The organism is Polaribacter sp. NJDZ03, assembly GCF_019263805.1.
In the GTDB taxonomy this organism is placed as follows: Bacteria; Bacteroidota; Bacteroidia; order Flavobacteriales; family Flavobacteriaceae; genus Polaribacter.
In genome coordinates this window covers 2,914,070-2,934,873 of record NZ_CP079195.1, presented here as the reverse complement: position 1 = coordinate 2,934,873, position 20,804 = coordinate 2,914,070, and the positions used below count along the sequence as shown (strand labels likewise).

General features: G+C 31.6%; 18 protein-coding genes. 3 read left to right on the top strand and 15 right to left on the bottom strand.

Going from position 1 to position 20,804, the window contains the following annotated elements:
• Positions 1-34: 34 nt before the first annotated feature.
• Entirely contained in the window at positions 35-937 is a 903-nt protein-coding gene (locus KV700_RS12505; protein ID WP_218598079.1) for a YihY/virulence factor BrkB family protein, read from the top strand.
• 21 nt (positions 938-958) lie between these two features.
• Here the strand turns inward: KV700_RS12505 and KV700_RS12500 are convergent, their stop codons facing one another.
• The 5 genes from KV700_RS12500 to KV700_RS12480 form a co-directional block, all read right to left on the bottom strand.
• Positions 959-1,144 carry a DUF2892 domain-containing protein gene (locus KV700_RS12500; protein ID WP_218598078.1) on the bottom strand — a complete coding sequence of 62 codons (186 nt, stop codon included), beginning with the start codon at positions 1,142-1,144 and terminating at the stop codon, positions 959-961.
• A 149-nt stretch (positions 1,145-1,293) separates the two neighbouring features.
• Entirely contained in the window at positions 1,294-1,599 is a 306-nt protein-coding gene (locus KV700_RS12495) for a hypothetical protein (protein ID WP_218598077.1), read from the bottom strand.
• Between the two features lie 98 nt (positions 1,600-1,697).
• Complete coding sequence (locus KV700_RS12490) at positions 1,698-4,892, bottom strand: efflux RND transporter permease subunit (protein ID WP_218598076.1); 3,195 nt, start codon at positions 4,890-4,892, stop codon at positions 1,698-1,700.
• A gap of 209 nt (positions 4,893-5,101) precedes the next feature.
• Positions 5,102-6,181 (bottom strand): efflux RND transporter periplasmic adaptor subunit, encoded by a 1,080-nt coding sequence (locus tag KV700_RS12485; protein ID WP_218598075.1) that lies wholly within the window; start codon positions 6,179-6,181, stop codon positions 5,102-5,104.
• Positions 6,182-6,315: 134 nt separating this feature from the next.
• The gene (locus tag KV700_RS12480) at positions 6,316-7,626 is read right to left on the bottom strand and encodes a TolC family protein (protein WP_218598074.1); all 1,311 of its coding nucleotides are present in this window, start codon (positions 7,624-7,626) and stop codon (positions 6,316-6,318) included.
• A gap of 305 nt (positions 7,627-7,931) precedes the next feature.
• Here KV700_RS12480 and KV700_RS12475 point away from each other — a divergent pair, with 305 nt between their 5' ends.
• Both KV700_RS12475 and pncA read left to right on the top strand, forming a co-directional pair.
• A complete protein-coding gene (locus KV700_RS12475; protein ID WP_218598073.1) occupies positions 7,932-9,329 on the top strand; it encodes a nicotinate phosphoribosyltransferase in 1,398 nt (465 codons plus the stop codon).
• Positions 9,330-9,395: 66 nt separating this feature from the next.
• A complete protein-coding gene (pncA, locus tag KV700_RS12470; RefSeq protein ID WP_218598072.1) occupies positions 9,396-10,001 on the top strand; it encodes a bifunctional nicotinamidase/pyrazinamidase in 606 nt (201 codons plus the stop codon).
• Positions 10,002-10,018: 17 nt separating this feature from the next.
• On the opposite strand, the gene KV700_RS12465 is transcribed toward pncA, so the two are convergent.
• The 10 genes from KV700_RS12465 to KV700_RS12420 all read right to left on the bottom strand — a co-directional run bounded on the left by KV700_RS12465 (position 10,019) and on the right by KV700_RS12420 (position 20,801).
• On the bottom strand, positions 10,019-12,202 hold the full coding sequence (locus tag KV700_RS12465) for an amino acid permease (RefSeq protein ID WP_218598071.1): 2,184 nt from the start codon (positions 12,200-12,202) through the stop codon (positions 10,019-10,021).
• 142 nt (positions 12,203-12,344) lie between these two features.
• Positions 12,345-13,466 carry an ABC transporter permease gene (locus tag KV700_RS12460; protein ID WP_208890516.1) on the bottom strand — a complete coding sequence of 374 codons (1,122 nt, stop codon included), beginning with the start codon at positions 13,464-13,466 and terminating at the stop codon, positions 12,345-12,347.
• Positions 13,467-13,613: 147 nt separating this feature from the next.
• Positions 13,614-14,720, bottom strand: a complete 1,107-nt coding sequence (locus KV700_RS12455; RefSeq protein WP_218598070.1) for an ABC transporter permease — start codon at positions 14,718-14,720, stop codon at positions 13,614-13,616.
• A gap of 392 nt (positions 14,721-15,112) precedes the next feature.
• Entirely contained in the window at positions 15,113-15,499 is a 387-nt protein-coding gene (locus tag KV700_RS12450) for a GxxExxY protein (RefSeq protein ID WP_218598069.1), read from the bottom strand.
• A 122-nt stretch (positions 15,500-15,621) separates the two neighbouring features.
• Positions 15,622-16,383, bottom strand: coding sequence for an ABC transporter ATP-binding protein (locus tag KV700_RS12445; protein WP_218598068.1), 762 nt, complete (start codon positions 16,381-16,383; stop codon positions 15,622-15,624).
• 56 nt (positions 16,384-16,439) lie between these two features.
• Positions 16,440-17,342, bottom strand: a complete 903-nt coding sequence (locus KV700_RS12440; RefSeq protein WP_218598067.1) for an ABC transporter ATP-binding protein — start codon at positions 17,340-17,342, stop codon at positions 16,440-16,442.
• A gap of 144 nt (positions 17,343-17,486) precedes the next feature.
• Entirely contained in the window at positions 17,487-18,392 is a 906-nt protein-coding gene (locus KV700_RS12435) for an HlyD family secretion protein (protein ID WP_218598066.1), read from the bottom strand.
• Between the two features lie 159 nt (positions 18,393-18,551).
• On the bottom strand, positions 18,552-19,802 hold the full coding sequence (locus tag KV700_RS12430) for a TolC family protein (protein WP_218598065.1): 1,251 nt from the start codon (positions 19,800-19,802) through the stop codon (positions 18,552-18,554).
• A gap of 1 nt (position 19,803) precedes the next feature.
• Positions 19,804-20,415 (bottom strand): TetR/AcrR family transcriptional regulator, encoded by a 612-nt coding sequence (locus tag KV700_RS12425; protein WP_218598064.1) that lies wholly within the window; start codon positions 20,413-20,415, stop codon positions 19,804-19,806.
• 89 nt (positions 20,416-20,504) lie between these two features.
• The gene (locus KV700_RS12420; RefSeq protein WP_218598063.1) at positions 20,505-20,801 is read right to left on the bottom strand and encodes a hypothetical protein; all 297 of its coding nucleotides are present in this window, start codon (positions 20,799-20,801) and stop codon (positions 20,505-20,507) included.
• Positions 20,802-20,804: the final 3 nt, after the last annotated feature.

Below are 20,804 nucleotides of genomic sequence, written 5' to 3'. Positions count from 1 at the left end.
TTAGATTTATATTTATGCTATAATTTAGCTTTTAATGATAGAAAAGAAAGAAGATACTAAAAGAAAAAAGTTTAACCTAAAACACTTACCCGAGTTATTAATAACGAGTGCTAAATCTTGGTTTAAAGATGATCCTTTTAATAAAGCTGCAATTATTGCTTATTATGCAATACTTTCTTTACCTGCACTTCTAATTATTATTTTTAACCTCGTTGGTTCTATTTGGGGTAAAGAAATTGTAGAAGGACAAATTTTAAACGAAATATCGAATGCTATTGGTGCTGAAACTGCAGAAACAATAAAAGGAATGATGCTTAATGATGGAGGTAAAAAAACGTCATTTTTTACAACAATAATTGGTATTGCAACTTTAATATACGGTTCTACTGGGGTGTTTTTTCAAATACAAAATATTTTAGATTCCATTTGGGACGCTAAACCTAGGTTTAAAAATGGTGTTTTAGAAACTGTTTTTGTTAGATTAAAAAGTTTTGGTTTTATCCTTATTATTGTTTTCTTACTTTTAATAAGTCTTGTATTAACTTCACTACTTAGTACTTTTGGAGAAAATTTAAAAAATATTATTTCCAATGAATTCGTGAATTCTATTTTTACTTTAGATATTTTTATTTCCTTAGCTTCTATTTATTTTGTTTTTGCTGCGATGTTTAAAATTCTACCAAATGCAAACGTACCATGGAGAGCTGTTAGAATTGGTGCATTGCTAACCTCAATTCTTTTTGTTGTTGGTAAATATTTACTTGCAATTTATTTTAGCGAACTAGAACCCGGTTCTACTTATGGTGCTGCAGGCTCTATAATTTTAATAATGCTGTGGGTTTCTTACACTAGCTTAATTCTCTTTTATGGGGCACACTTTACAAGAGCTTATTCAACAAAATATCTTTTAAAACAACCAGAAAAAATTATCGAATAAGTCTTATTTTAAGATCAACTCTTATTTTTTGACGCCCAACTTCACTAAAATGGTTTCTAACAAACACCATTTTGTAAATGCAGATTGGATTAAATTTACACCTATAAATACGGTAAACCACATCCAATTAGGACTCACATAAACAGAAAGCACCACACTTAATAAAACCATTACTCCTACTACAACTCTAAAATATTTGTTTAACATTTTTATTCTTTTTTGTCTCCCGCTAATTTCACAGATAAGCGCAGATTTTTTTACTCTATGGCTCTGCGTAAATCCGCGTAATCTGCGGGACTATTAATCATTCCTTATTTTTATGTCTAAATTCTTTTGAAACTTTGCAGACTTAACTTTTAAATAAATCTTTCTACAGGAAGAACAATCGCTCTAATAGGGTTGTTTGTTTCTAAATTAGTATTAAACGCTTCTATAAAATTGAAAAGTCCGTCAATTTTTTCCTCTTTAGTAAAAGAAAAAAACATAATAGATTCATTACCGTTCTTTTCTGCTGAAAACCAATTTGAAGCTTTTAATAAAGAAGGTGCATTTTTATAACCATCAATATCAGAACTACTAAAGTTTTCAATATTTGCTTTCTTGAAGATTTTTAAAACCTCCTTTTGAAATTCTTCTACCGCTGTAACTATTACTAATTTCATGAGTTTATTTTTTTGGTTTCCCGCAGATTTCGCAGATAATCGCAGATTTTTATTTAACTCTTCTGCGTAGATCCGCTTAATCTGCGGGAAAAAGTTCTTTATTTATAATTTTTCTTTTCAATCATATAATACACCAACGGCACAACCAACAAGGTTAATACTGTAGAAACAATAGTTCCTCCCATTAATGATATTGCTAGTCCTTGAAAAATAGGATCAAATAAGATTACAAACGCCCCAATTACAACAGTACCTGCAGTTAATAAAATTGGCGTTGTTCTTACTGCTCCTGCCTCAATACAAGCTTGTTTTAACGGAATGCCTTCATCTGTTCTTAAGTTGATAAAATCAATTAACAACACCGAGTTCCGAACCATAATTCCTGCCAGAGCAATCATTCCAATAAAAGACGTTGCTGTAAAAAAGGCACCCATAATCCAGTGTCCTAAAATAATTCCTATTAATGATAACGGAATTGCAACCATCATTACAATTGGTGCTTTAAAGTTCTGAAACCATCCAACAATTAAAATATAAATTAAGATAATTGCTCCTAAAAATGCGATTCCTAAATCTCTAAAAACCTCTAAGGTTATTTGCCATTCTCCATCCCATTTCACAGTATAATCATCTTCAAAATCTGGCTGACCTAAATACATTTCGTTTAATTTAAAGCCTTCAGGAAGTTTTATTTCTTTCAACTTATCTTCCATTCCTAAAATAGCATACGCCGGACTTTCTAATTCTCCTGCCATATCAGCCGTTACATAAACTACACGTTTTTGATTTTTTCTATAAATGCTTTTTGCAGCTGTAGTTTCTTTAATTTCAACCAAATCTGCAATAGGCACCATGTTACCTTGTTTAGATTTCACTTTCAATTGAGAAATATCAGAAATAGTAGACTTTTCTTTTTCATCTAAAGTCAACAATAAACCAACTTGATTCACGGCATTTTCATCATACAAATTAGTAACAGGTCTGTTAGACAACGCCATATTCATGGTGTACGCAATTTGTTGTGGCGCAACACCATATAACATTGCTTTTTCTTTATTTATTTCAAATTGATATTCTTTTTGGTCTGCTTCCACCATCCAATCTACATCTACCACATCTGCAGTGTTTTTTAGGATATTCTGAACATCATTGGCAATTCTCATTTGCTCATTATAATCTGGTCCATACACCTCAGCAACAATGGTAGATAAAACTGGAGGTCCTGGTGGAACTTCCACCAACTTTACATTTGCATTATATTTTGCAGCAATTCGTTGTATTTCTGGTCTTAATAATTTTGCAATTCCATGACTCTGAATACTTCGTTCTCCCTTATCAACCAAATTGACTTGAATATCTGCCATATTAGATCCACCTCTTAAATCGTAATGACGTACCAAACCGTTAAAAGTAATCGGAGCAGAAGTACCTATATAATTCTGATAATTCACCACTTCTGGTCTTGTCGCTAAATATTGCGAAATTTCTTGTGCTACAACGCCTGTTCTTTCTAAAGTAGTTCCTTCTGGCATATCTATTACTACCTGAAACTCATTTTTGTTATCAAAAGGTAACATTTTTACAGCTACAGAATTGGTGAAAAACAATACCATTGTTGCCATTAAAACCACAAATGTTCCACCTAAAAACAACCAACGTAACTTTCCGTTTTCTAACAAAGGTCTTTCAAACTTGTTATAAATTCTATAAATAAAAGTTTCCTCTAAAGTTTTTTCTGCTTTTTCTACACCGCCTTTTTTATCTTTTTCAATTAAGAAAATATACCCTAAATAAGGAGTAATTGTCAATGCTACAAATAATGATAAAATCATTGAAATTGATGCTCCAATTGGCATTGGCGCCATATAAGGGCCCATTAAACCAGACACAAAAGCCATTGGTAAAACAGAAGCAATTACGGTAAATGTTGCTAATATTGTTGGGTTACCAACTTCATTAATCGCATACAAAGCCGCTTGTTTAAAAGGCAGTCGTTTCATCTTAAAATGTCGGTGCATATTTTCTGCAATAATAATGGAATCATCTACCACAATACCCGTTACAAACACCAATGCAAATAAAGTAATTCTGTTTAGTGTATAATCCATCATATAGTAACTCAACAACGTTAAAGCAAACGTAATCGGCACAGATAAAAACACCACTAAACCACCGCGCCAGCCCATTGCCAACATCACAACCAAAGTTACTGCAAAGATAGAACCAATCAAGTGCCACAACAATTCAGATACTTTATGAGAAGCTGTTACTCCGTAATTTCTTGTAATTTCTACATGTACATCATCCGGAATTAAAGTAGTTCGTAAATGGTCTACTTTTGTTAAAATAACTTCCGAAATTTTCATTGCATCTGCACCTTTTCTTTTAGCTACCGAAATGGTAACCGCAGGATATTCAGATTTGTAATCTGCAGATTTTTCACTCCCTTTTCCAAAACCTAAAGACACATAATTTTGAGGGATTTCTGGTCCATCAACAATGTTGGCAATTTGCTTTAAATAAATAGGTCTGTTCTGCTGTACCCCAACCACTAAATTCTCTACATCTGTTACAGACTCTAAAAACTTACCCGTATTTACTAAAAATTCGGTATCATTTTTATCAAAACTACCAGAAATTAATTGGGTATTATTGGCTTTTATCATTTCAGAAACCGATAAGAAATCCAATCCGCTTGCGGCCAATTTATCTTTGTCTAAAACTACACGTAACTGACGATTTCTTCCACCAATTTTATGCGTAATAGAAACATCATTTACCTTCTTAATTTCCGATTCTAACTCTTGCGCCATTTGGCTTAATTGATAATCGCTATAGTTTTCACTCCACAACGTTAACCCCAACATTGGCACATCATCAATAGCACGAGTTTTAACCAACGGAAACGTAACACCCGCAGGCATTTGATCCATATGTTTGTTAATTTCGTTGTATAATTTCACAAAAGAACGCTCAATATCTTCGCCCACGTAAAATTGCACAATTACCATTGCTTTTTCGTTCATAGAAGTAGAATGCACATACTCCACACCCTTAATATTCGAAATTAATTTCTCTAAAGGTTTTACAACTCTACTTTCTACTTCTGTAGGATTCGCCCCCGGATACCCCACAAAAATATCTGCCATTGGCACATCAATTTGCGGCTCTTCTTCCCTCGGAATCAAAAACGAAGCATACACACCAACCACCATAAAAACGATCATTAGCAACACGGTCAGTTTCGATCCAATAAAGACTTTTGCAATTTTTCCAGCTAAACCTTCTTTCATATTTTCTTATATTTTGGGCGTTTTAACAGGCTATCCGTTACAATCTTTTTTTGCCATATATGGCAGCAAAAAAAGGATTTTCACTTCTATCCTTAACGCGACAATTCTAACTAAATTTGTTATTTTATTTGTACCAACAAAGTTTTTAAAACCTTGCAGAACTACTCTTTACTGCAACTGATGACTGAATACTGCCAACTGAACACTGTCTACTGAACACTAACTTTAGCTCCGTTAAACAACTTCCCTTCACCAGAAACGATATAAGATTCATCAGCATTTAAACCCGATAAAACCTCAACCTGATTTCCGTACGTTCTTCCTAAACGTAACCAACGCAACATTGCTGTATTGCTTTCACTTACTGTATAAACCCCAGATAATTGACCGTTAGTTACAATTGCTTCATTAGGAATTAAAACCAATTCCGATTTCACTTTTCTTTCTACTGGAAACTGAACTGTAGCAAACATCCCAGATAAAATAGACACCTCTGTTCTATCTAAATTAATTTTCACTAAATATTGTCCACCTGTATTTTTAGCAGAAGTACTTACTTCCGTAACTTTTCCTGTTAATGTTTTATCCATAGATTTCACTAAAACATTTACAGTTATTCCTTTTTTAATTTGCGAAATTTCTGTCTCAGGAACCATGGCAATTACTTCAAACTCCTTAGGAGTTTCTATACTAATTAAAGGCATTCCTGGGTTTGCCATATCTCCACTTTCAATATTTTTACTTGTAACTATACCACTAAAAGGCGCCGTTATGTTAGAATACGCAAACTGTGCATTAATTTCGTTTTTCATTTGATTTGCAGATTCTAAACCTGCTTTTGCCATTTGGTAATTTGCAGTCATGTCATCCATTTCTTTTTGAGTAACACTTTTACTCTCAAATAAATTTTTAAAACGATTGTAATTCTTTTCTGCATTATTAAAAGCAGTTTTAGCTTGTGTAATTCCTGCGTTTACTTGTCCTTTTTTAGCTTGTAAATCCGCATTATTAATAGATATTAACAACTGACCTTTTTTAACTTTATCGCCAACATTAACATGTACTTTTTTAACGTACCCCATCATTCTGGTGCTTAAATCTGCACTATTAGATGCTTGTATTTTTCCACTTACAGATAAAAACGGACTGTTACTGTTTACAGCAACTTTACTCACCGTAATTTTAATTGCAGGCGAATTATCTACTGCTGCCTTTTTTTCTTCACTTCCACAACTCACTATAAATAGTAAAAAAGTGAATACTGTAATTATGTTGATATATTTTTTCATTTGTATTGATTTTTATTTGATACCTAAAAGGTTTTTGAAACCTTGCAGGATAATTCTATTTACTTTGTTTTTTTTAAACTAGAAATACACAAACCGCTGTCTTGATTCTTGGTTCTTAATTCCTGGCTCTCTTTTTATTTCTTCGTTAGAAAATTTAAATACGTTTGTGTAAAATTGAATTGATAAATTGTTTGATAATATTCTAATTGTTTTTGTGCAAATTGCGTTTCTGCCATTAATAAATCAGATGTTTTTTCTAAACCTTCTTTAAACCTATTTTTTCTAATTCTTAAAGACTCTTCAGATTGTTGCACCGCTAAACCTGTTAATTCTAAACTGTTTTTTGCATCCACTAATTGACGTTTTACTTTGTTCAACTCTAAATTACTTTTAGACACATATTGATTGTATTCTAACTTCGATTTTTCTAATTCGGCTTTACTTTTTTGAGCTTTCCCAAAACGTTTAGAACCCTGAAAAATATCCCAACTTAGTTGGGCACCAATTAAATACCCATTTGCATCACCCTGAAAAATTTTATTATCATACATTTCATAACTTCCAAAGGCATTTAAACGTGGTAGAAAAGCCATTTTATCTGCTTTATTCATGGCTTCGTATGCTTTAGAAGCTAGATGCATTGCTTTTATATCTGCTCTATTTTCAGAAATTGTTTTGTTATCAACATTAAAACTAGCAACAACTAAACTTTCTGTTGGTTTATATAAAACATCGCTTTCATCATTCATTAAAAATGATAGATAATTAGAGGCATTTTGCACATTACTTTTTGCAGTTTGCAACTGATTTTTAACTTCTGTAACTCTTATTTCAACATTTAAAACATCAGCTCGCTGTAAAAAACCTTGTTTAAAACTATTGTCTGCCATTTGTTTATTCGCATTTGCAGCGTCTAAAGCCTTTTCTAAAACTTCAACTGCTTTGTATGCCAACTGCAATTGCATGTATGCTTTATCTACTTCAAAGGCTAAATAATCTTGCGTTCTTTCCGTTTTTAAAGACATCGCTTCCATTTTAGTTTTGGCAGCTTTTCTTTTATAAAAACCATCTAAATTAATTAATGGTTGCTGAATTTCTATTTTCGTCGCAAAGTTTCTAGTCGTTGTAGGATCATTTAAAATAGCTGGATTAAAATCTGCAGCTGTCAATATTTCTTGATTCAATTTAGAACCAAAAGACATTAACGGGTTTGTGGTAGAAATACCAGTATGACTTGCTGTAATGTTTGGTAAAAACACCGCATTTGTTTGTCTATAATCTGCTTTAGAAGCATTAAACTCTTCCTCTGAAATCTGAATCGTTGTATTTTTCTCCGCAACTTTAGCTAAGACTTCTGCTTTTGATATTGGTTTTATTTCTTGCGCTTCTACCAGAAAAGTAACTGTAAATAAGCAGAGTATGGTTATGTATATTGTGTTTTTCATGTATTCTTTAATTATCTGTGGCAAATGTACATTAGACTATTTCTCTAGTCAGTAACATAAGTTACCGAGCAAAGAATGATAGTTCGCTATAGTTGCATACTTATTTTTACGAAACACACGGATTCACTACCACAAATAGAATTAAAAGTAGTTCTAGGATAAACTATTATAAAAATTTTCACAAATAAAAGAACGGTTATGGGAGTTATAGAAATGTTTAAAATAAAGGAATGCACTTTTTTTCTAAAGGCTTAGGAATAATATCTCTTTTTTTAAATACCTTCACATTTTAAAACTTAATTAGCATGAATATTACAGCGGCTTACACAGATCTTTATCAACTTACCATGGCTCAAGTCTATTTTAAGACGAAACCAGATGGACGAGCCGTCTTTGATTATTATTATCGCCACAATCCTTTTAATGGTGGGTATTCTATTTTTGCAGGATTAGAAGATGTATTAAAGACTTTAGAAACTTTTAAATTCTCAGCTTCTGATATTGCATATTTAGAACAACATGGTTTTCAGAATGATTTTTTAGAATACTTGAAGAATTTTAGTTTTAAAGGAACTATTTTTTCAAGTAAGGAAGGTGATGTTGTTTTTCCTAATCGCCCTATTTTACAGGTAGAAGCGAATATTATTGAAGCACAGATTATAGAAACTTTTTTACTAAACATTCTTAATTTTCAGACTTTAATAGCAACCAAAGCAAGCAGAATTAGATATAGTGCAAAAAAGGAAGTTCTATTAGATATGGGTTTACGTCGTGCACATGCCACTGGAGGCTATTATGCATCAAGAGCCGCTATAATTGGTGGTTTTGATAGTACAAGTAATGTCATTGCTGCCAAAGATTATAACATTCCGTCTACGGGTACAATGGCGCACTCATTCATACAAAGTTATAAAGAAGAAATACAAGCATTTAGAGATTTTGCAAGCATACGACCAAAAGGCTGTGTACTTTTAATAGATACCTACAATAGTTTAAAAAGTGGATTACCAAAAGCGATTACGGTAGCCAAAGAAATGGAAGCTAGAGGAGAAAAATTACTTGGAGTCCGTTTAGATAGTGGTGATTTGGCATATTTATCTAAAAAAACGAGAGCAATTTTAGACGAAGCCGGTTTAGATTATGTAAAAATTGTAGCCTCTAATCAATTGGATGAATATGTTATAAAAAGTCTTAAAGAGCAAGAAGCTCCTATTGATATTTTTGGTGTTGGAACTAATTTAGTTACAGGAAATCCTGATGCTGCCATGGATGGTGTTTATAAATTATCTGAATACAATGGAGAGCCAAGAATTAAACTTTCCGAAAACATTATAAAAGTATCATTACCTTACAAAAAACAGGTTTATAGAATGTTAGATGATAAAGGCATGTTTTATGGTGCGGATGCTGTAGTACTATATAAAGAAGGCGAAGTAGCGAAAATAGAACATCCTTTTGATGCTACAAAAAGTTTAAATTTAGATGCTTTTAAACAAGAACCATTGCTAGAGAAAGTTATGGAAAATGGAAAAAAAACAGTCCCTTCTAGATCTGTTTCTGAAATTGCTGCATATTCTAAATCTCGTTTAGCACAGCTTCCAAATGAATACAAACGTTTTCAGAATCCGCATATTTACAAAATAGGACTTAGCTTAAAACTAAAACAAGACCGCGATCAATTGATACAAGAACATAAATTCTAAATTGAATATTCATGAGACCATTGTGTATAGCATGATTATATATTAATTTCAACTAAAAAACGATTTATGAAAACACTTCTTATAATCGATGTACAAAACGACTTTATGCCAACTGGATCGCTTCCTGTTCCTAATGGAGATAAAATAGTTTCAATTATCAATGATATACAACCTAAATTTGATTTGGTAATTGCTACGCAAGATTGGCATCCAGAGGATCATATCAGTTTTGCTTCGAACCATAAAGGGTTATCTAATTTTGATGAAATTAAAATAAAAGGACAACCACAAACCTTATGGCCAAATCACTGTGTACAAGGTTCTAAAGGAGCAGAATTACATCCTAAACTAAACACATTACAATGTGAAACTATTTTTAGAAAAGGAACAGATAAGAAAATAGATAGCTATAGTGCCTTTTATGATAATGGACACCTAAAATCTACCGGATTAGCTGGATATTTAAAAGAAAAAGGAACTACCCAACTCTTTATGTGTGGGTTAGCTGCAGATATTTGTGTTTATTACTCCATTCGTGATGCTGTTAAAGAAGGTTTTGACTGTTATTTTATTGAAGATGCTTCCGAAGCTTTAGATAACGAAGGTTTTAAGAAAATTAAAAAAGATATGATTGATATGGGAGTCCGAATTATTTCATCAAAATTGATTTAAAAACACACCTAAACCAACTACTTATCTTCTTCAAAATCTAAGTCTAAAACATTAAAATTATTGGCAGCTTTTACTAATAACGTAGAGCCAATAGTTTCGAATAAGTCGTTTGTTTTAAGAATAAATTGAGCTTGTTTTTCAATTTTATAATTAGGAATTCCAACAATTGTTAAATCTGTAGATTTAGAGTATTGCTTTATTAAATCGTAAAAAGGGGTTTGATCTATAACATTTTCTACAATTACAATTTCTACTAATACTCTAAGATCTTCTACCAATTCAGATATTTTTGCATGAATAACATCCGGATTCACATTATTATTATCCACAAATAAAACACGAATAGAAGTTTGATTCCATTTTGGAGCAGCAATAATAAAACGAGCAATATTTAGCATCATTTCGGCATTTTTACTGTCGGTTTCTCGCCACCATAAATCGATGGTTTTGTACCTTCCAAATTTCGATTTTCTATCAAAATCTAAATACAATAAGTTATAATCTAAATAGAGCAAAGTTTCCGTCATTTCTGCATATTCAGAAGAACCTTCTAAACCTTTTGGCCACCCCATCATAATGGTATTCGGTTCCACGCCAGAAAAACCAAAAGTAGTAGCAATATTGGTAATTCCTTTATATAAATTATCAACCTTAACTTGTCTAGCAAAAATACCTAATTCATTATAGATGTCTTCTCTAACAACCTGATCTCTCTTCTTTAAAGGAATTTTATTCTCTTTATCAATAATCAACTTAAAGTTAGTAACCACACCCGTTTTACCAGAAACGGCTTTACTTAATTCTAATAAATACCCCTGATGCTCACTACTTCCGCTAAAAAGAATAATATTTGGGTTCCAATTAGTGTCAATATCATGTTTTGTATCAATCCGCATCAAGCCTTTATTTACCACATTTTCCCAAACGCTTTTCCAGATATCTGTAGAATTTATTTTCACTTCATTTCGTTGCAACATAAAATACAACCCACTAATTACAGCTAAAGCACCAATCATTGCAATCATGTCTAATTTAAACATCACTCCAAAACAAGCTACAAAACCCACCAAACCAATCCATCTTTTAATTTTAAAAGTGGGCTGAAAATCTGGGTTTGCCCAACTTTCTAAAAAATAAGACAGATTTATAAAGCCGTAAGCGGTTAAATAAAACATAGAAACCACACGCGCAATAACATCTAATTCACCTATTAAAATTCCGGCTTCTGCAATTAAAAACACCAACAATAAAGCATTTACTGGCTCATTATTTTCACCTCTTCCTTTTGCAAAAAAACGAGGTGTAACTTTATCTACAGACATGGCTTGTAAAATTCTTGGGCCACCTAAAATTCCGCCTAAAGCGGATGATAATGTTGCTCCCCAAACCCCAGCAATTACGGCAGGAGCAAAAAAGGCTATTTTCATTAGAATATTGTAATCCGATTTTAAAACTTCAGAATCTATGGTGTAGGCTATAAAAACTGCCAATACTAAATACACAATTAAACCAACCCCAATAGCGAGTAAAGTACCTTTAGGAATAGAGTTTTTAGGATCTTTTAAATCTCCGCTCATTGCTATACCCGCAGTAAAACCAGTAACTGCAGGGAAAAACATGGCAAAAACAACCTCTAAAGGAACCGATCCTTCCGTAGAAAACATAGATACCGTTTGTGGTGTAAAATCATGCGACCCAAAGAAGATAGAAACTATTGATAAAACAATGGCTCCTAAAATAAAATATTGAGATTTTAAGGCAACGGATGTGCTTATTAATGCCAAAGCTGTCAGTAAAACTAAAGCGATAGTTCCCGTAATTCTAAAGTCATTTATTTCCATTCCGAAGCCCAAATAACTATTAAAACTTTCTGCAAAACCTATTAAATATAATGCAATAGAAAAAGCGGTACCTACATACAAAGCAATACCAATAGAACCACCAATTGGAACACCCATACTTCTAGAAAGGACATAATAAATTCCGCCTGCACCAATTTTTTTATCAGTGGCAACAGAAGACACACTAAGACCTGTTGAGATAGAAATAACATGTGCAATTATAATAATTAGAATAGCACCTAATAAGCCTGCGTTTCCAACTACCCAACCAAGACGCATATACATAATTACACCTAAAATGGTAAGTATTGATGGTGTAAAAACACCTGCAAATGTGCCGAATTTTTCAGTTTTTGACATTCCTTAAACCCTGTTTATTAAAATAAAGTAATCTGAATATGAATTTTTAAATTCATCAATTTTCTCTTACTGCAAGATATTAATAATTACTCAACCTAAAAACTAAGTTAATGTTGCATTTTCTAATAATATACGATAGTAATTATGATGTTTTCTTATAACTCCAAACTGCCAAACCATTCATAACAATGGCAAAAAGTAATGTTTTTATTAATTGCGGAAGAATATCTGTAAAACCAGAACCTTTAAGCATTACCATACGCATAACCTCAACAAAATATTTTATTGGATTGAATTCTGTAACTATTTGTGCCCACTCTGGCATACTTTCGATAGGTGTAAACAAGCCGCTCATTAAAATAAAAATAACGGTAAAAAACCAAGCAATAAACATGGCTTGCTGCTGTGTATCTGTAAAGTTAGAAATGAATAACCCGATGCCTAAAATCACCAAAATATAAATAGATGTGTATAAATATAGAAGTGCCAAACTACCAATCATAGGAACGTTAAATATCAGTTTTGCTAAAGTTAATCCTACTGTTAATAGCCCCATTCCTATCACCCAAAACGGAAAAAGTTTACCAATTATAAACTGACTCTTTTTAATAGGTGTCACGTTTATTTGCTCTAAAGTTCCTATTTCTTTTTCTCGAACAATATTCATCCCCGAAAGGAATAAAGTAATCATGGTAACCAGCAAAACAAGAATTCCAGGAACCATAAACGTTTTGTAATTCAATGTTTTATTATACCAGAATAAAGGAATGGTTGCAATACTAATTGGCTGTACGCCTTTGTCTGAAATTTGTAATAAATCTGTTTTTATCTGTTGATTAAAACTCTGTAAAATCTGTGTTACATATACGTTTTCTACACCTGCTGCTGCTCCATCAATGGCGTTAATAGTTACTCCTAATTTATTGTATTTTTCTTTTTGTAAATCACGTTCAAAGTAGTGGGGAATTTCTATAACTACATCTACCTTACCTTTTAGCATTTCTGAACTTGCTAATTTTTCTGAAGGAAAATCGGTTAATACATCAAAATAGGTAGAAGCATTAAATTTTTCTATTAACGCTCTAGAGGTTGATGTATGATCATGATCTATATAGCCAAATTTGATGTTTTTCACTTCAAAAGTAGCCGCATTAGATAAAATAACGAGTTGTAATAACGGTAAAACAAAAATGATTGGAAGCATTCCTTTATTTCTAAAGATTTGCTTAAATTCTTTCTGTATGATGTATAATATTGTTTTCATATTTATAAAAGAATAAAGAGAATAGAATAAAGAAAAAAGACATTTTAGTTTAGCCTATATTTTCTCTTAACTTTATTTACTCTTATCTAAATTTCACTTTTTTGTTTAACTGAATACTGCTACTCTTTACTGTGACTGCAAACTATTTCACTCTAATCTAATTTTATATTTTTTAATACTTAAGGCTATAAAAAACACGGTCATTCCTAATAAAATTAAGGTTTCTTTCCATACATATTGTAATCCAACTCCTTTTAACATAATGCCCTTTATAATGATGATAAACCATTTAGCAGGAATAATATTACTGATCACTTGCAATGGAAATGGCATACTTGTTATAGGGAATATAAAACCAGATAATAAAATTACAGGCAGCATTAACCCCATTAAAGAAATCATCATGGCAGTTTGTTGCGTTGCAGAAATAGTGGATATTAAAATACCCAAAGCCAATGCAGAAATAATAAATAAAACACTTTCTAAACCTAACAATAATAAGCTTCCTTGAACTGGCATTTTAAAGATAAAAATACTCAGTAAAACAATAACGACAGCGTTAATAATGGATAGAAAAATATAAGGAAAAACTTTTCCTATAATTACTTGAAATGGTTTTAATGGCGATACTAAAAGTATTTCCATAGTACCTAATTCCTTTTCTTTGGTGATGGAAATAGAAGTCATCATTGCAGAAACCAGCATTAAAATAATTGTCATAACACCAGGCACAAACATGTACACACTTTTTAATTCTGGGTTGTACACCATACGCGTTTCAGGTATTATTTGATACGCAATTGTAATTTCTTTATTTAATTCTTGTTGATATTTTTGCAGAATCGCATTTACAAAATTACTAATGGTATTCGCTGTATTTGGATCTGTAGCATCCGTAATAATCTGAACCGTTGCTTTGTTTTCTTTAATCAGGTTTTTACTAAAGTCTTTCTCGAAATTTAAAACAGCTTTTACATGTCCTTTTTTAAAAATAGTTTCAATATCAGCTTCTTTTTCAATAATTTGCTTGATACTAAAATACTTTGAAGCCGCTATTTTATTAATGATTTCTTTTGTAGTGGCGTCTTTAGAATGATCTAAAATGGCAATATCTACATTGTTGATTTCGTTGGTAATAGCAAAACCAAATAGCATAATCTGGGCAATCGGCATCCCAAAGAGGATAAACAATGAGCGTCTATCCCTAAATATATGGTAGAATTCTTTCTTTATAAAACCTATGAACCTTTTCATAATATGTTTCTTTCTTCTGTGAATTTATCTCTCGCAGATTTTTTTTATTCTCTTTTCTGCGCAAATCAGCGTAATCTGCGGGAAACATTTTTCCCTCAACTCTTTATCTCCCGCTGATTTCGCAGATATGCGCAGATTTTTTAATCAGTGTGTTTCATTTTTTCTTTTACGCTCATATGCGGGAAAACCTATGAACCTTTTCATAATATGTTTCTTTCTTCTGTGAATTTACCTCTCGCAGATTTTTTTTATTCTCTTTTCTGCGCAAATCAACGTAATCTGCGGGAAACATTTTTCCCTCAACTCTTTATCTCCGACTGATTTCACAGATATGCGCAAATTTTTTAATCATTGTGTTTCATTTTTTCTTTTATGCTCATATGCGGGAAAATCTATAACTCATTTACTTTTCTAAAAATTCCTTTTGTTATATTATCTTCGTTAAAATTGACTAATATTCCTAACTTCAATTTTGAAAGTTTTAAATAAGTTAATACTTGCTTATGATGCACCTTTGCCAATTTTTCAACAGATTTTATTTCTACTATTACTTTATCATTTACTAATAAATCTAATCGATATCCATTGTCGAGTTCAATATCATCATAAAATATTGGTAACATTACTTGTCTTTTAGCAGTTAAACCTTCTTTTTCTAATTCGTAGGATAATACTGTTTCATAAACCGATTCTAACAAACCTGGACCTAATTCATTATAAACCTTAAAAATAGCTCCTCTAATTATATAGGATATTTCGTTTTCTGTTTTTCCTTCCATAGTTTTTGTTTTTATTTTATTTTCACTCCCGCGGATCACACAGATAAGCGCAGATTTTTTCAATCTCTTTTCTGCGTAAATCCGCGAAATCTGCGGGAAACTTTTCTCTTTTTTTATTAACACTAAACTACCTTCCCTCTGGGAAGGGTTGGCGATGGGCTCCTAGCTAATTTTAAAAACACATCATTCATATTATCTACTTTAAACTGTTCTTTTAATTTTTTTGGCGTGTCTAAAGCTTCAATTTTTCCGTTTACCATGATGGAAACCCTGTCACAATATTCTGCTTCATCCATATAATGTGTCGTTACAAAAACCGTGGTTCCTTGATGAGCAGCTTTGTAAATCAATTCCCAAAACTGACGCCTAGTAATTGGATCTACGCCTCCAGTGGGTTCATCTAAAAAAACAATTTTTGGGTCGTGAAGCAAAGACACCGAAAAGGATAACTTTTGTTTCCACCCCAATGGTAATGAACCGACCAACTTCTTAGCAACACTTTCTAAGCCTAATTCTGCTATTAAAATTGCCGATTTTTCTTTAATTCGTTTTCTTGACAAACCATAAATTCCACCAAAAAAAGTGATATTTTCTTTCACTGTTAAATCGTCATACAAAGCAAATTTCTGACTCATATACCCAATGTTTTTTTTGATATCTTCTGCATGTGTAAACACATCAAAACCAGCAACTTTTGCTTTACCAGAAGTGGGAGTAGAAATACCAATCAGCATTTTCATAGCCGTTGTTTTTCCTGCGCCATTTGCGCCTAAAAAACCAAATATTTCGCCTTTTTCTACCTCAAAAGTAATTTTATTGACGGCTGAAAAATCTCCAAACATTTTGGTTAATTCTTCTACTTGTATGACTTTGTTGTTGTTCATTTTGTTTTATTAGAGACCTTACAGGTTTTAAAAACCTGTGAGGTCTAATACGCTGTTTATTTTGCTAGTTCCATAAAGGTATCCTCAATAGTTGCTGATGTTTTCTCTATTGAAACATTAGCTAAATTTTTCGATTCTAAATATGTTTTTAAATCATTCGGATTAAAAGCTGTTCTTGTATCTGTATAATGCACAAACTCACCAAAAGGATATACACTATGGTTAAATTCATACTCCTTTAAATTATTAATAAGCTGATACATATTGTCTGCGCCTACATTGTAAATTTGATACGGATAATGTTTTACAATGGCTTCTGGCGTATCAATTTCTAAAATTTTACCATCCTGAATTAAGGCGATTCTATCACACAAAGCAGCTTCATCCATATACGGTGTAGAAACTAAAATGGTGATGTCTTTTTTCTGTAAACGTTTTAACATTTCCCAAAATTCTTTTCTAGAAACGGGATCAACTCCTGTTGTTGGTTCATCTAAAAACAACACTTTAGGTTTGTGAATTAGCGCACAACATAAGGCTAGTTTTTGTTTCATTCCGCCAGATAATTTTCCTGCTCTACGATTCTTAAACGGTTCTATTTGAATATAAATATCTTTTATTAAATCGTAATTTTCTTCAATAGTTGTCCCGAAAATAGTAGCAAAAAAATCTAAATTTTCTTCGACTGTTAAATCTTGATACAATGAAAATTTCCCTGGCATATAGCCTACATTTTTTCGAATACTTTTATAGTCTGTAATTACATCAAAACCAGCAACGGTTGCAACACCTTCATTAGCAATTAAAAGTGTGGTTAACACTCTGAACAAAGTGGTTTTACCTGCTCCATCCGGACCAATCAAGCCAAAAAGTTCTCCGGGTTTTACTTCAAAAGAAATATCTTCTAAAGCTTTTATCTTTTTATAAGATTTGCTAATATTTTTTATAATTATAGACATTTTCTTTTTTTTCTATGTGTTACTCCGTGATATCGCTTTATGGGTTATTACACAGAACTTCACAGGGTAAAATGAGTTTCACAGAGGTATTTTGTTAACAACTAAACTATTATCTCAAATTCGTAAATTTTTAACTGCCAACTGCTACTGAAAACTGCTAACTGAATTAATCCACATTTCTGCAGGCATCCCTATTTTTAAGCTTCCATCATTAATCACATTAATTTTTGCAGCATACACCAAAGCAACACGTTCTTCTTTAGTTTGAATAATTTTAGGCGTAAATTCTGCTTCAGAAGCAATCCAACTAACGGTACCTTCAAAAGATTTCATATCTTCCGTAGCATCAATTTTAACCGTAACTTTTTGTCCGATTTTAATGTTTGCCAATTGTGTTTCACTAATATAAACACGTAGTTCCATAGTACTTAAATCTGCAATTTTATACAAAGGTTTTCCAAAAGCAGTAATTTCATTTGGTTCTGCATACTTGGTTAAAACGGTTCCGTTTACAGGGTTTATTATTTTACTTTTCTCAATTTGATCTTCAACTTGTTTTAATTGAACATCAATACTTTTAAGTTCATTTACAACAGGCGAATTCTGTATTTCTACACTTCTAATCTTACTTTTAATAACATCAATTTCACCAGAAACATCATCTAATTGTTTTTGTGTACCTGCATTGTCTTTAATTAAATTTTCTACTCTAGTTTTATTAATTCTGGCAGTTTTTAATTTTGAATTTAACACAGAAATCTGTGATAAAACACCTTTAGACTTAGAACTAATTACAGACTTTGAAACGATTAATTGTTCTTGTTTTAAAGCTAATTGCACTGTATCTATAAAACCAACAAATTGGTCTTTTTCTAATTGATCGCCTTCTTCTATAGAAAACTGCATTAATTTTCCGTTATTTTCTGCCGAAATAGTTATTTCTGTAGCTTCAAAATTTCCATAACCATCTGCTTTATCGTTGTTGTTTCCACAGGAAAATAGAGTTGAAGCAATTATGCTTAATGTTAATATGTAATTATTGTTTTTCATTTTGTATGTTTTTTCTCCCACTGATTTTATTTTCTCTGCGCTTATCAGCGCAATCTGCGGGAATATTTTTTTTACTTCTCTCCCGCAGATCTCGCAGATTACCACAGATTTTTATTTTGTTTTTTCTCTGCGCACATCTGCGTTATCTGCAGAAAATATTTACTTTCCTTTTATAGTATTATAATTCGCTTTTGCTAATTGTATTTGTATTTTATGTCTTAACAAGGTGTTTTCTGCTTCAAATAAATTGGTGAATTCTGTAATATAAACCGAAGATGTGATGACACCATTTTTAAGTTGAGAATCTAATGTTTTCAATACTTTCTTACGAAGATTGATAATCTCTTCATCCGAATTTATAAAAGCTGAAATCTTTTCAATTTCTTGTTGTTGTTTGTTAAGTTCTATATTGGTGTTTAGTTTAAATATTTCAGTTTCATTTTCTATGATATCTTTGTTAATTGCCACTGTTTCTTGTTGTTTTTTATTGGTATTCCAATCAAACACATTCCAATGTAATTTAACACCCACTATATAATATGTCTGAAAAGAGTTATCCAACATATTCAACCCAGGATTTCCATAACCGCCAGTTGCAAAGCCATTTAATTTTACCGAATTTTGTTTAGAAATAAGTGCTTCCTGACTGTTTATTTCTTCCTTTTTCAATTGAAACAAATCTAGTTCTGGTCTAGATATTTCCGTTTGTAATTCCGTTTTAACTAAAGGTTTTTCAAATTTTGTAGCAGTACTTACAGATTGTCCAATTAAACTCGATAAAGTATTCATTAAAGTTAATTTTTGACTTTCTACCTCAATAAATTGTTGCTTAATTTTTAAGATTTCAGCCTCTAAAACACTATCCGAAGAAGGCAATAAAACGCCGTTTTTTATACCCGATTGTACCTCCTTTAATTTCGATTCTAATTGCTTTTTTTTAGCTTCTAATAGATTGAAAATTTCTTGGCTTAATAGAACAGAAAAATACAATTGATTAATTTGTGCTTTTAACTGATAAATATTCGCATCCACTTGTTTCTGTTTCGTTTTTAATTGTGCCGTTTTTACCTTTAAGTTCGCTGCCGTTAACCCACCATTATAAATCAATTGATTTACCGATAAAGTTGCTTTGTATTGATCCTTATTTAAGGGATCTATATTCGCATTCGGAATCGGAATTTGAATAACTTCAGATTGATACGTTGCTTGTGCATCTAAGTTAATTTGTGGCAATTTCGAATTCGAAATAATTTCTGTATCTAATTGATGTTGCTTCTCTAATAACTGATGTTGCTTAATTAAAGGATAGTTTGTTTCTACTAAATTATAACAATCATTAAGTGTTAAACTTTCTTGGGCAAATGCCGAGATACTTAGTACTGCTATTAAAATGAATACTACTTTTTTCATCTTATTTTTTTATTGAATTAATGATAAAATCGGCAACTTCAGTTTTACGATCTTCAATTATTTGCTGAAATCCGTCTTCTTCAACTGCTATTAAACCCTTAATTAAAGGCTTGGCTATAAAAGGAAATACATTTAAGGCTAGAATATTTATAAATAATTGCTCCGCGCTAATATTTTTAAGAGTGCCATTTTTAACTTCAATAGTTACCTGTTTTTTAAATTTCTCTAGATTTGGAAACACATTATTTTCCTTCATTTTTAACATAAAATCAGGATTTCTATTTAATTCTTGAATAATAAAATTAGGTAAATAAGGATGCTGCTCAATAAAGGAAATATAGTTCGAAGAAAAATTTCGTATTTTATTTTCTATAGATGAATCGTCATTTAAAATAGCATTTATTTGAGGCGCTAATAAGGAGAAAGCATTTATAAAAACAGCTTCAAAAAGTAATTGTTTACTTCTATAATAATAGTGCAACATTGCTTTGTTTATGCCTGCTTCATTGGCAATTTCTTGCATGCGAGCACCATCCATTCCTTTAGATTGAAATACATTTTTTGCTGCATTTAAAATTTGATCTTCTGTATTTTCGTTTTTAGTCCCGCCCATCAACTATTTAGTTTAACCAATTGGTTAACAAATGTATAATGAATTGAAACTAGATAAGATGACTTATATCATGTAAGCTATATAAACAGTTATTTATTAAGCTTATTATAGATTTTTTTAATGATAATCAACCCTAAAACACCTCCTAAAACGGAGACGATACAGTTCATTATAAATAATGAAGTATTAAATGTACCATGTTGCATTATAGATTGCGGATTAAAGCCTAATCGCCCAAATGATTTAATGAAAAATACACTTCCAAAAACACCCGCTATTGTATTGCCTACAATACCAAATGAATATTTTTTAAAAAGCATACCAAAACCAATCGCTCCGATTATTCCTAATAAAATACTCAGTAAAGAAATTAATGTTTCTGTCATAAT